Annotated in this window: 10 protein-coding genes; 5 read left to right on the top strand and 5 right to left on the bottom strand. The window is 75.1% G+C overall.

Features of this window, described 5'->3' with window-relative positions:
• Together ACZJYS_RS17780 and ACZJYS_RS17775 are read left to right on the top strand one after the other, a co-directional pair.
• Positions 1–945 (top strand): LacI family DNA-binding transcriptional regulator (locus ACZJYS_RS17780; protein ID WP_493179798.1); only part of this gene is annotated, 945 nt, incomplete at its 5' end.
• Positions 946–1,060: 115 nt separating this feature from the next.
• Entirely contained in the window at positions 1,061–3,157 is a 2,097-nt protein-coding gene (locus ACZJYS_RS17775; protein ID WP_493179797.1) for a methyl-accepting chemotaxis protein, read from the top strand.
• A 40-nt stretch (positions 3,158–3,197) separates the two neighbouring features.
• Here the strand turns inward: ACZJYS_RS17775 and ACZJYS_RS17770 are convergent, their stop codons facing one another.
• From ACZJYS_RS17770 to ACZJYS_RS17760, 3 genes are all read right to left on the bottom strand, one after another.
• Positions 3,198–4,583: a GntP family permease gene (locus tag ACZJYS_RS17770; RefSeq protein ID WP_219929710.1), complete on the bottom strand. Its 1,386-nt coding sequence runs from the start codon at positions 4,581–4,583 to the stop codon at positions 3,198–3,200.
• A gap of 272 nt (positions 4,584–4,855) precedes the next feature.
• Positions 4,856–5,797 (bottom strand): 3-hydroxyacyl-CoA dehydrogenase, encoded by a 942-nt coding sequence (locus tag ACZJYS_RS17765; RefSeq protein WP_493179796.1) that lies wholly within the window; start codon positions 5,795–5,797, stop codon positions 4,856–4,858.
• Complete coding sequence (locus tag ACZJYS_RS17760; protein ID WP_493179795.1) at positions 5,782–6,879, bottom strand: LacI family DNA-binding transcriptional regulator; 1,098 nt, start codon at positions 6,877–6,879, stop codon at positions 5,782–5,784. Before ACZJYS_RS17760 ends, ACZJYS_RS17765 begins: the two co-directional genes overlap by 16 nt.
• Before the next feature lie 182 nt (positions 6,880–7,061).
• Here ACZJYS_RS17760 and ACZJYS_RS17755 point away from each other — a divergent pair, with 182 nt between their 5' ends.
• Positions 7,062–8,015 (top strand): Tll0287-like domain-containing protein, encoded by a 954-nt coding sequence (locus tag ACZJYS_RS17755; RefSeq protein WP_181378063.1) that lies wholly within the window; start codon positions 7,062–7,064, stop codon positions 8,013–8,015.
• A complete protein-coding gene (locus tag ACZJYS_RS17750; protein ID WP_109516556.1) occupies positions 8,012–9,538 on the top strand; it encodes a mechanosensitive ion channel family protein in 1,527 nt (508 codons plus the stop codon). The genes ACZJYS_RS17755 and ACZJYS_RS17750 overlap by 4 nt, the downstream gene beginning before the upstream one ends.
• A 53-nt stretch (positions 9,539–9,591) precedes the next feature.
• Here the strand turns inward: ACZJYS_RS17750 and purN are convergent, their stop codons facing one another.
• Positions 9,592–10,260: a phosphoribosylglycinamide formyltransferase gene (gene purN / locus ACZJYS_RS17745; RefSeq protein WP_493179794.1), complete on the bottom strand. Its 669-nt coding sequence runs from the start codon at positions 10,258–10,260 to the stop codon at positions 9,592–9,594.
• Complete coding sequence (gene purM, locus ACZJYS_RS17740; protein WP_379652336.1) at positions 10,257–11,339, bottom strand: phosphoribosylformylglycinamidine cyclo-ligase; 1,083 nt, start codon at positions 11,337–11,339, stop codon at positions 10,257–10,259. Before purM ends, purN begins: the two co-directional genes overlap by 4 nt.
• Positions 11,340–11,413: 74 nt before the next feature.
• Here purM and ACZJYS_RS17735 point away from each other — a divergent pair.
• Positions 11,414–12,269 (top strand): hypothetical protein (locus ACZJYS_RS17735; protein WP_493179793.1); only part of this gene is annotated, 856 nt, incomplete at its 3' end.

Genomic DNA, 12,269 nt, shown 5'->3' with positions numbered 1-12,269 from the left:
GTGTCGCAATCCATGGTCTCGCGCGCCTTCAGCCCCGGCGCCTCCATCGCGCCGGAGATGCGCGCCCGCGTCCTGGCGGCGGCCGAGGCGCTGGGCTACCGGCCCAACATCATCGCCGCCTCGCTCTCCCGCCGGCGCAGCAGCATCGTCGGCCTCGTCATGGGCGAGCTGGCCAACCCCTTCTACCCGGTGGTGCTGGAGCAGCTCTCCCAGGCGCTGCAGGCGGCGGGCTTCCAGACGCTGCTGTTCACCGTGCCGCCGGGGCAGGAGGCCGATGCCGCCCTGCCCATGCTGCGGCAGTACCATGTGGACGCGGTGGTGGTGACCTCGGCCAGCCTCTCCTCGGCCGGCGCCGCGCACTGGCTGGGCGATGGCCGCGCCGCCGTGCTGTTCAACCGCGCCGCCGCCGGCGACACGCCGCTCGACAGCATCGCCTGCGACAATGTGGCGGGCGGACGCATGGCGGCCGAGGCGCTGCTGCGGCGCGGCCGGCGCCGCCCCGCCTTCGTCGCCGGCCGCGCCGACACCTCCACCAGCCGCGAGCGCGAGGAAGGCTTCTTCGCCGCCTTTGCCGAGCGCGGCCTGCCGCCGCCGCTGCGCGTGGAAGCCGGCGGCTACAGCTATGGCGCCGGCCACCGCGCCGCGCTGGGGCTGGGCGAGGCGGACGGGCTGTTCTTCGCCAACGACATCCTGGCCCTGGGCGGGCTGGACGCGCTGCGCCACGTGCTCGGCCGGCGCGTGCCGCGCGATGTCTCCGTCATCGGCTTCGACGACATCCCGATGGCCGCCTGGCCGGCCTACGACCTCGCGACGCTGCGCCAGCCCGTGGCGGAGATGGTGGCGGCGACGGTGACGCTGCTGCGCGCCCGCCTCTCCGGCGCCGAGGGCGGCGCCGCCTACAGCGAGCGGCTGCCGGCCGTGCTGGTCGAGCGCGGCTCGCTCTGAGCCGGGCCGCCGCGCGAGAGGCGCAGCCCGCTCCATAAAGAAGCAAGCTTTTTGGCGCAGAGCAGTCCCCGGCCCTGCGCAGCTTGCAGGGCGGCACGAGTTCGGGGGCCGATGCATGCTGAACCGCCTTACCCTCCGCCCCATCCTCTACGGGGCCATCCTCCTGCTGGCGGCGCTGGCGCTGCTGCAGGCCGCCTCCGGCGCCTTCCAGGCCCTGCAGCAGCGGCAGACCGCGGATGCCGCGCTGGAGGCCAACGCCACCGCCGACCTGCTGCTGAGCGCGGCGGGCGCCTGGGCGGCGGAGCGGGGCGGCACGGCGATGGCGCTGGGGGCCGAGGCGCCGGCCAGCGCCGAGCGGCGGGCGGCGCTGGAAGCGCAGCGCAGCGCCGCCGACGGCGCCATGGCGCAGGCCGCCGCCCGGCTGCGGGCGGGTGGCCGGGCCGCGGAGCAGGGCATGGCCCGCGCGCTCGCCGCCGCCACCGCCGCGCAGGCGGAGGTGGCGGCGCTGCGGCGCCGGGCCGATGCCGCGCTGTCCCAGCCGCGCGCGGCGCGCGACGCGGCGCTGCCGGCGCAGTGGTGGGAGGGCATGCGGGCGCTGATCGAGACCTCGCAATCGCTGCGGCTGGCGCAGCACGCCTCGGGCGGCACCACGGAGGCCCGGCTGGCGGAGCTGCAGAGCCTGAAGCACTTCATCTGGCTCGCCACCGAGTTCCTGGGGCGCGAGCGCGGCATCGTCGCCGGCCTGCTGGCCCGCGGCGCCCCCATCTCCCTGGCGCAGCTGGAGCAGCTGGCCACCCATCGCGGCCAGGTGGAGACCGCCTGGGCGATGATCGAGGCCGAGCTGGAGAGCGGCGGGCCGCGGACCGTGCAGGCCGCCGCCGCCGTGCGGGAGCGCCTGTTCGGCGCCTTCGGCCAGCTTCGCCGGGCGGTCTATGCCGCCGGCACCGGCGGCCAGCCCTACCCCGTCTCCGGGGAGCAGTGGTGGCAGGAGGCCACCGGCCTGATCGAGCAGCTGCGGGGGCTCAGCATGGCGGCGGGCGCGGAGGCGGAGGCCCTGGCCCGGGAGGCTTCCGGCGCGGCGCTGGCCGGCTTCATCCTCTATGCCTGCGGGCTGGGGCTGGCGGCGGGGATCGGCCTCGGGGCCTGGCTGATGGTCTCCCGCCGCGTGCTGCGCCCCCTGCTGGCGATCACCGTGGCGATGCGGCGGCTGGCGGAGCGGGATTTCGGCATCGCCATTCCGGGGCAGGGGCGGCGGGACGAGATCGGCGCCATGGCGGCCGCCGTCCAGGTGTTCCGCCACAGCATGATCGAGGGCGAGCGCCTGGCCGCCGCCCAGCGTGCCGAGCAGGAGGAGAAGGCCACCCGCGCCGCGCGGGTGGAGCGGCTGGCCCAGGGCTTCGAGCGCGATGCCGGGCAGCTCGTGGAGATGCTGGCCGCCGCCGCCACGCAGCTGCAGGCCACCGCCCAGGCCATGCGCCAGGGCGCCGCGCAGGCGGATGAGGGGGCGGGTGCCGCGGCCGCCTCGGCGGCGGAGGCCAGCGCCAACGTGCAGACGGTGGCGGCGGCGGCGGAGGAGCTTGCCACCTCGGTGGCCGAGATCGCCCGCCAGGTGGAGCGCTCCACCACCGTCTCGGCCCGCGCCGCGGAGGATGCGCAGCGCACGGATGCGACGGTGCGCGCCCTCTCCGCCGCCGCCCAGCGCATCGGCGACGTGGTGGGGCTGATCAGCAGCATCGCCGGGCAGACCAACCTGCTGGCGCTCAATGCCACGATCGAGGCGGCCCGCGCCGGGGAGGCGGGCAAGGGCTTCGCCGTGGTCGCCTCCGAGGTGAAGAACCTGGCCAGCCAGACCGCCAAGGCCACCGAGGAGATCGCGGCGCAGATCGGCCAGATCCAGCAGGTGACGCAGGAGGCGGTGCAGGCCATCCAGGGCATCGCCGGAACCATCGGCGAGGTGAACCAGATCGCCGGCGCCATTGCCGCCGCCGTCGAGGAGCAGGGGGTGGCGACGCGGGAGATCGCCCGCAACGTGGCGCAGGCCGCCAGCGGCACGCAGGATGTCACGCGGCACGTGGTGGATGTCTCGCAGCGTGTGGGCGAGACGGGCGGCGCGGCGCAGGATGTGCTGGCCGCCGCCGGGGAGCTGTCCCGCCAGTCCGAGACGCTGGGCCTCCAGGTCGGCACCTTCCTGCGCGGCATCAAGGCCGCCTGAGGCCGCGGGAAGAGGCGCGCGCCCTTCCCGCGGCGGCCTGTCAGAACGCCCCGAACATGGTGCCGAGCACGATGACCGTGATCAGCGCCGCCACCGGGATCAGCAGGTTCACCACGAAGATGTCCCCGTAGGAGGATTTGTGGGTGAGGCCGGTGATGGTGAGCAGCGAGATCACCGCGCCGTTGTGCGGCAGCGAGTCGAAGCCGCCCGAGGAGATGGTGGCGATGCGGTGCAGCAGCTCGGGGCTGATGCCCAGCGCGTTGGCCCGCTCCAGATAGGTGGCGCCCAGCGTGTCGAGCGCGATGGACAGGCCGCCCGAGGCGGAGCCGGTGATGCCGGCCAGCGCGTTCACCGCGATGGCGAGCGAGATGGTGGGGGTGTCCGGCGCGATGCCCACCACGAAGTCCCGCACCAGCACGAAGGCGGCCAGCGAGGCGATGACGGCGCCGTAGCCCACCTCGCTCGCCGTGTTGAAGATGGGCAGCATGGAGCCCATCGTGCCCTCGTTCAGCGTCTTCTGCGCGTCGCGCAGGTGGCGGCGCTGCAGCACCAGCACGGTGAGGATGGCGCCCACCAGCGCCACGATCAGCGCCCAGGTGCCGATGACGGCGCTGGGCGAGACGTTGCCATAGACCTGCTGCGCCAGGTAGCCGAGGTCGAGGCGCGGGAACACCACCAGCGAGAACAGCGCGTTCAGCCCGATCACCACGACGATGGGCAGCATGGCGAGGGCGAAGCCGGGGCGCGCGCCATCCTCGAACTGCGGCAGGTTCTCCTGGTGGTCGCCATAGCCCTCGCCGGCGGCCTGGGCGCGGCGGGCGCGCAGCTGCAGCCAGGCCAGCCCGCCGAACAGCATGATGCAGCCGGCGATGATGCCGAGGCCGGGGGCGGCGAAGGTGGTGGTGCCGAAGAAGCGCGTCGGGATGGCGTTCTGGATCGCCGGCGTGCCGGGGAAGGCCGTCATGGTGAAGGTGAAGGAGCCGAGCGCGATGGCCGCCGCGATCAGCCGCTTGGGCACCTGCGCCTCGCGGAACAGCGCCGCCGCGATCGGGTAGATGGCGAAGGCCACCACGAAGAGCGAGACGCCGCCATAGGTCAGCACGCCGCAGGCGAGCGTCACGGCGGCGATGGCGTGCCTGGCGCCCAGCTTCCGCACGATGGTGTGGGCGATGGTGGTGGAGGAGCCGCTGTCGGCCATCAGCTTCCCGAAGATCGCGCCCAGCAGGAAGATGGGGAAGAACAGCACGACGTAGCGGCCGAGGCTGGTCATGAAGACCTGGGTATAGGTGGCCAGCAGCGGCCCGCCCTGCGCCATCAGCACGGCGAAGGCGGCCATGATGGGGGCGAGGTAGAGCACGCTGTAGCCGCGATAGGCGAAGTACATCAGCCCGGCGAGCGAGAGGATGATGGCAAGGGTGCCGATCAAGGGGTGGTTCCTTCCTGGACGAGAGGCTGCCCGGCCCGGGCCGGGGGAGGGGCGGCACGGCCGGCACGAGGTGGCCGGCCGCGCGGAGGGTTCTTCGGATTGCGCCCGTGGGCGCCGCGCACCGGCCATGCGCGCCGATGCGTCACGCGGGCCACGGCCGCTGCGGCGTCACGCGGGCCGCGCGCGCGGCAGCATCGCTCAGGCTGCGCGCGCAGATGCATCGCTCAGGCTGCGCGCGCAGATGCGTCGCTCAAGCTGCGCACGCAGATGCATCACTCCGGCTGCGCGCGCAGGTGCGCGACGAGCGCCATCAGCCGGCGGTTGCGCCAGTCGGTGCGGGCCTGCAGCCGGTCGGCCGGCAGGGCCTGGCGCAACTCCGCCTCGGCGGCCTTGATCGCCCCGGCCGACCAGGGCTGCGGGTCACGGCGGGAGAGGGCGATGCTGTGGTAGAGCGGCGCGAGGCGCGCCGAGTAGTCGGCGATGCCGCCCGGCGCGTTCAGGTCGATGGTCTCGAACGGCCCCATGAAGGCCCAGCGCAGGCCGAGCCCCTGGCTCACCGTGCGGTCGATGTCGGCGGCCGAGGCGAGGCCCGCCTCGTAGAGCGCCCAGGCCTCGTTCAGCAGCGCGCCCTGCAGGCGGTTGAGGATGAAGCCCTCCACCTCGCCCTTCACCTCGATCGGCGCCTGGCCCCAGCCTTCCATGGCGGCGCGCAGCACCGGCAGGATGGCGGGGTCGGTCCAGGGGGCCGGCACCAGTTCCACCAGCGGGATCAGGTGCGGCGGGTTCACCGGGTGGGCGACGAGGAAGCGCTCCCGCTTCGGCAGCCCCGCCGTGAAGGCCGAGGCCGGGATGCCGGAGGAGGAGGAGCCGACGATGGCATCCGCCCGCATCGCCGCGTCGATATCGGCGCAGGCGGCCTGCTTCACCTCGACCCGCTCCAGCACGGATTCCTGGATGTAGTCGGCCTCGCCCACCGCGTCGGCCAGCGTGGCACAGACGGTGATGCGCGCCAGCACCGGCTCCACCGCCTCGACCAGCCCGGCGCCGTGCATGTCCTCCAGCATGGTGCGCAGCCGCTCCAGGGCGCCGGCGCGGATGGCCTCGCTGGCGTCGAACAGGCGGACGCGGGCGCCGCCGCGGGCGAAGACCAGCGCCCAGCCGGAGCCGACCAGCCCGGCGCCGACCACGGCGACGGTGTTCAGGACATGCTGCATGAGGTTTCCTTCTCGGGATGGGTGTCGCGGAGGGCGGCGGGAACCAGGGCGGGGGTGCTGCCGCGCGCCACCAGCGTGCCGGGCAGGCGCAGCAGCGGGCGCGGCAGGGGCTCGCCCCGGCCGAGGCGGCCGATCCAGTCCAGCGCGGTGTCGAGCATCGCCTCCACCGGCTGGCGCAGCGTCGTCAGGTCGTGCGCCGGCCAGGCGGCCATCGGGATGTCGTCGAAGCCCGCGATGGCGAGGTCGCGCGGCACGCGCAGGCCGAAGCGCCCGCGCGCCGCCTCCTGGAAGCCGATGGCCAGGATGTCGCTGGCGCAGAACACCGCCTGCGGCCGGTCCGGGCCGGCGAGCAGGGCCTGCGCCGCGGCCTGCCCGGCGGCGTAGGTGAAGGCGCCGGCCACGCCCTCGCCAGGCCATTCCAGCGGCGGCGGCACGCCGCGCGCGGCGCAGCGGCCGAGGAAGCCGGCGCGCCGCTCGGCATGGGTGGAGGCATCGGCGCGGCCGCCGACGAAGGCCAGCCGCGTGGCGCCGCGGTCGATCAGGTGGTCGGCCAGGGCCGCGCCGCCCTGCGCGTTGTCGCAGACGATGGCGGCCGCCTCCGGGTCGGAGGGGTGGCGGTTGAGGAACAGCAGCGGCGTGCCGGCCTCGCGGCAGGCGCGGCTGGCGGCGCTGCTGAGGGTGGTGGCCAGCACGATGGCGCATTCCGGCTGGTAGGAGAGCAGCAGCCGCAGCGCCGCCGCCTCCGAAGCCGCCGCCGCGCCCTCCGGCTCGGTCATCACCAGCATCGTGTTGTAGCCGGCGCCCTGCAGCCGGCTGGTGAGCCGCTCCAGCGCCGCCGGGTAGAAGGGGTTGGCGAGGTCGGACACCACCACGCCGACGATGCGGGTGCGCCGCGTGATCATGCCGCGCGCCAGGGCGTTCGGGTGGTAGCCCAGCTCCTCGGCGCGGCGCAGCACGACGGCGCGTGTCTCGGCGGCGATGGCGCCGCCGGGGTGGAAGGCCCGCGCCACGGTGGCGACCGACATGCCCAGCCCCCGGGCCAGGTCCTTGATGGTGATGCGGTGCGTGCGGCTAGGCGCCATGGCCCGCCCCATGCGCCGCTGTCGCGCTCTCGCGCATGCGTTTCCTCCTGTCTGCGGCCGTGTTCCGGCTCGTCCTGGTTGGTCGAGAACGTTCTCGGTTCGGCGCGCCGCGTCAACTCGCCGCGCCACACGTTTTCGTGTTCGTCGATCGCGGCGCGGGGTGCGGTCTGGCCGGGGGTGGCATGCCGGCGATAGCATCGCCGCAGGGGCGGAGAGACGAGACGGTGCAGGTTCCCGGCATACGGCGCACGGTGTCGCGCATCCTGGCCATGGTGTTCTGCCTGGGGCTGCTGGCGGGGCTCGGCGGCTTCTACCTGCTGCTGCAGGACCGCGCCCTGGGGCAGGCGGCCTCCGAGGCGCGCATCCTGCTGCGCTCGGCGCTGGCCATCCGCGGCTACACGGCCGAGCACATCTTCCCCAAGCTCACGCGGCTGGAGGATGGCGCCTTCCACGCCGAGACGGTGCCCTCCTTCGCGGCGCAGACCGTCTTCCGCATGGTGGCCAGCGAGTACAGCGCCTACACCTACCGCGAGCCGGCGCTGAACCCGACCTCCAGCGCCGACCTCGCCACCCCCTTCGAGGTGGAGCTGATCCAGCGCTTCCGCGCCGATCCGCGGCTGGCGGAGCTGAGCGGCGTCCGCCCCACCGACACGGACCGGCTGTTCTACCTGGCCCGCCCCATCCGCATCACCCAGGAAGGCTGCCTGACCTGCCACAGCACGCCGGAGCGGGCGCCGCCGGCCATGCTGGCGAAATACGGCACCGGCAGCGGCTTCGGCTGGCAGATGAACGAGGTGGTGGGCGCCCAGGTGCTGACCGTGCCGGTGACGCAGGGGCTGAAGGGCTCGCTGGAGCTGGTCGGGGTGCTCGGGCTCGGCCTCGCGCTGATCTTCGGCCTGGCCTATGTGGCGCTGGTGCTGGCGCTGGACCGCATGGTGATCCGCCCGCTCGGCGCGCTCAGCCGCGCCGCCGAGGCGGCCAGCCAGAGCGGCGACCCGCGCCTCGGCCTGCCGCGCGCCGGCGCCGGCGAGATCCGCCGGCTGGCGGAGTCGATCGACCGGCTGCGCATCTCGCTCGGCAAGGCGATGGGCCGGCTCGGCCGCGAGGCGGCGCCGCGCCCGGAGGCCGGCGATTGAACCCGCGCCCCGCCGCCGCCACAGCCGGCCTGCCCGGCGGGCTCTGGCCGCTGGCGCTGCTCGCCGCCGGCAGCGCCGGCCTGTGGCTGCTGAGCTGGCTGGCCGAGGACCACCTGCTGCTCGGCCACGGCCCGGTGCAGGCGGGGCTGCGCATCGGCGCCACGCTCGGCACCGCGCTGCTGGTGGTGATGGCGGGCGGCCGCGCCGTGCTCGGCCTCGGCCTGTCCGCCGGGCTGGGCCTCGAGCCCACGGGGCTGCAGCGCGCCATCGCCTACAGCGTGCTCACCTTCGCCGCCTCGGCCGTGGTGCTGGCCTCCTTCGGCTTCGACATCACGGCGGTGCTCACCACCTCCGCCATCCTCACCGCCGCCGTCGGCCTGGCGCTGCAGCCGACGCTCGGCAGCCTGATCTCGGGCGTGGCGCTGCACATGGACCGTGTGCTGCATGTGGGCGACACCATCGTGCTGGACGGGCGGAAGGTGGAGATCGTCCGGCTGGACTGGCGCACCGCCATCGGCCGGCGGCGGGACGGCACCACCATCGTCATCCCCAATGCGCGCATCTGCAACGACACCATGGTGGTCTATCCGGCGGGGCAGCCGGTGCGGCAGGATTCCCTCTTCCCCGCCCCCGCCAACGTGCCGCCGCAGCGCGTCTCGGAGCTGGTGACGGCGCTGATCACCGACTTCCCGCAGATCGACGCCGCGCGCCCGGTGATGGTGATGCTGGAGGGCTACGACCCCGGCAGCGCCCTGGCGCGCTACCGCGCCCGCTACTGGATCCGCAACACCTGGGACGGGCCGGAGATCGACAGCGAGGTGCTGCGCCGGGTCTGGTACGTGTTCCAGCGCCACGGCATCCCCTGGCCGGTCTCGCGCCTCTACGAGCCGGGGCAGCGCCGCGTGGCGGAGCCGGGCCTCGCCCCCGGCGGCCGGCCGCTGGAGGAGACGCTGGCCGTGCTGCTGCCGCCCGGGCCGGAGCGCGAGGCGCGGGCGCGCCGGCTGGCCGAGGCCGGTCGGCTGCTGCTCTACGCCCCCGATGAGCGGCTGATCCTGCCCGAGGCCCATGCGGGCGGGCAGTTCCTGGTGCTGGCGGGCCATGTGCGGGCCGAGGATGAGGGGGCGGGGATGCTGGCCGAGGTCTCGCCGCCGCCGCCGCTGCGGCTGCAGCGCCTGGGCCGCGCCGCCACGCTGCGCCGCATGGCGGACGCGCTGGCGCGGCAGATCGGCCCCTATGCCGAGCATGCGGTGCGGCAGGCCGCCGCGCGCTCCTCCAGCCTGGCCGATCTGTGCCGCGAGGTGGCGGAGGAGATCCCCGACCCCGCGCGCCGTGCCGCCTTCCTGGCCGAGCTGGACGTGGCCGAGGCGCCGGCGCAGGGCCCCGGCCACCGCTTCCGCGCGCGGCGCGACGCCGCCGGCCGCCTGGTGGCCGACCCGCCCCTGCGCGCGGTGGAGGAGGTGGCGGTGCTGGCCCTGCCCGCCGCCCTGGAGGGGCAGCTCGGCCGCCTGTCCCGCGCCGGCTGACCCGGCAGCAGAAGGAAGGGGCCTGGGGCTTCCTTCCCCCGGCCCTGGCTGGCCTAGCCGGGGTTGCTGAGCCGTTCCGCGCTTGGCCCCGGCGGCGCGTCCAGCCGCGCCAGGTTGCCCTCCAGCGCCACGCGCCCCGCCGCCACCCAGGCCAGCGCCGCCGGGTAGAGACGGTGCTCCTCGGCCAGCACGCGGGCGCCCAGGCTGGCCTCGTCGTCGCCGGGCAGGATGGGCACGGCGGCCTGGGCCAGGATCGGCCCCTCATCGACGCCCGGCGTCACGAGGTGCACGGTGCAGCCATGCAGCTTCACGCCCGCCGCGAGCGCCCGGGCATGGGTGTCGAGCCCCGGGAAGGCCGGCAGCAGGGAGGGGTGGATGTTGAGCATCCGCCCTGCCCAGCGGGTGGTGAAGCCTTCCGTCAGCACGCGCATGAAGCCGGCCAGGGCGATCAGCTCCACGCCGTGCCGCGCCAGCTCCGCCTCCATCGCCGCCTCGAAGCCCGCGCGGTCCTTGCCGAAGGGGCGGGATTCCACCACGGCGGTCGGGATGCCGGCCGCCGCCGCGCGGCCGAGGCCGGCGGCATCCGCCCGGTTGGAGAGGACGAGCGCGATCTCGGCCGGGTAGGCGGGGTCGGCGGCGGCGGCGAGCAGGGCGGCCATGTTGCTGCCCCGCCCGGAGATCAGGATGGCGGTGCGCCGCCGGCTCCCAACCCCTCCACTCATGCGGCGGGCCAGCGCGGCGTGAGGTTCTCCACGCGCACCTCGGGCGCGGCCTCCGCCTCACCGGCGGCGATGGTGCCGAGGCGGAACACCGTCTCCCCCTTGTCGGAGAGCAGGTCGGTGGCGGCGGAGACATCCGCCTCGCGCACCACCAGGCACATGCCGATGCCGCAGTTGAAGACGCGCAGCATCTCCTCCGGCGCCACGTTGCCGGCCTGGGCCAGCCAGGCGAAGACGGGCGGCAGGGTCCAGGCCTGCGCGTCCAGCACCGCCACGGTGCCGCGGGGCAGCACGCGCGGCAGGTTGCCCGGCAGGCCGCCGCCGGTGATGTGCGCCGCCGCCTTCACCAGCCCGGCGCGGTGCAGCGCCAGCACGGACTGCACGTAGATGCGCGTCGGCGCCAGCAGCGCCTGGCCCAGCGTCTGCGCGCCGGCCTCCGGCGTGGCGAAGGGGGCGGGGGTGCCGACGCCCTGGTTGGTGGCGGCCAGGATGCGGCGCACCAGCGAGAAGCCGTTGGAATGCACGCCGGAGGCGGCGAGGCCCAGCACCACGTCGCCCGGCGCCACGTCGGGCTTCGGCAGCAGCCCGTCGCGCTCGGCGGCGCCCACCGAGAAGCCGGCGAGGTCGTAGTCGTCCTTGGCGTACATGCCCGGCATCTCGGCCGTCTCGCCGCCGACAAGGGCGCAGCCGGCCTGCCGGCAGCCCTCGGCGATGCCGGCGACGACGGCGCGGGCCTGCTCCAGCTGCAGCTTGCCGGTGGCGAAGTAGTCGAGGAAGAACAGCGGTTCGGCGCCCTGCACGACGAGGTCGTTCACGCACATGGCAACCAGGTCGATGCCCACGGCGTCATGCATGTTGCAGTCGATGGCGAGGCGCAGCTTGGTGCCGACGCCATCGGTGGAGGACACCAGGACGGGGTCGGCGTAGCCGGCCGCCTTCAGGTCGAACAGCGCGCCGAAGCCGCCGAGGGAGCCCATGGTCCCGGGGCGGTCCGTGCTGCGCGCCAGCGGCTTGATGGCATCCACGAGGGCGTCGCCGGTTTCGATGTCAACGCCGGCGTCGCGGTAGGTCAGACTGGTCATCAGGGGGCCCGATCGGCTATGCGCAAAGGCCCGGGTAAGGAGAGATCACTATGCCGGGCATCCAAGGGGGCGGAATGCAACATTTTCGGCGCTTCGCCGCAACCGTTGTCGTCGGGGGCCTGATCGGCGCCGCGGTCGGGTCGGCCGGGTTCGGGGCCGGGCAGGGCGCGCGCGCCCAGGCGCTGCCGCCGGCCATGGCCGCCACCGCCGCCGAGCCGGCCGCGAACCCCTATGTGCAGCGCGGCGTGCCGGCCGAGGCGACCGCCGAGAATGCCGTCATCGCCCGCACCCGCGCGCTCGCCGCCGCGCAGCGCGCCGCCTACGACCGCATGGCCGGGGAGCTCGGCCTGACGCGCGGGCTGAGCGATTCCCAGATCGATTCCCTGGTCTCCTCCATCATCGTGGAGGAGGAGCGGACCACCCGCACCGGCTACAGCGGCCGGCTGACGGTGAACTTCAACCAGAGCCGCGTGGCCGCCCGCGCGGGCGGCGGAGGCGGCACGGGCGGCGGAACCGGCGGCGTGCTGGCGGGCGGCCCGCCCTCCGGCCTGCCGGCCACCCTGCCGCCCGGCGGGGGGATGGGCGGCGACGCCGCCCCGCCGGTGATGCCCGGCGCCCCGGCCGCCGGATTCATCCTGGCCGAGGCCCGCTTCACCGGCCTGCGGGAATGGCTGGAACTGCGCCGCCGCCTGCTCACCAGCCCCGAGATCGCCTCGGTGGACATCCAGGCCATCGCGGTGGATGGCGCCCGGCTGCGCCTCGGCCTGCGGCAAGCGCCGCAGCAGGCGATGCAGGCGCTGCCCGCCACCGGCCTCGCCCTGGTGCCGCCCGCCGCGCAGGCGGCAAGCCCCTACGCCGCGCAGGCGGCCAGCCCTTACGGCACGCAGGCGGCCAGCCCCTACGCCGCCGGGGCGGCCAACCCCTTCGCCG

This window comes from Roseomonas sp. TS2, from assembly GCF_058833935.1.
This window is presented reverse-complemented; position numbering and strand designations above follow the sequence as displayed.

Excerpts from the sequence above, each read along its gene's own strand:
- purN (WP_493179794.1), bottom strand. The coding sequence starts at position 10,260 with ATGAGTGGAGGGGTTGGGAGCCGGCGGCGCACCGCCATCCTGATCTCC.
- ACZJYS_RS17765 (WP_493179796.1), bottom strand. The coding sequence starts at position 5,797 with ATGCAGCATGTCCTGAACACCGTCGCCGTGGTCGGCGCCGGGCTGGTC.
- ACZJYS_RS17755 (WP_181378063.1), top strand. The coding sequence starts at position 7,062 with ATGCCGGCGATAGCATCGCCGCAGGGGCGGAGAGACGAGACGGTGCAG.
- purM (WP_379652336.1), bottom strand. The coding sequence starts at position 11,339 with ATGACCAGTCTGACCTACCGCGACGCCGGCGTTGACATCGAAACCGGC.
- ACZJYS_RS17760 (WP_493179795.1), bottom strand. The coding sequence starts at position 6,879 with ATGGCGCCTAGCCGCACGCACCGCATCACCATCAAGGACCTGGCCCGG.
- ACZJYS_RS17775 (WP_493179797.1), top strand. The coding sequence starts at position 1,061 with ATGCTGAACCGCCTTACCCTCCGCCCCATCCTCTACGGGGCCATCCTC.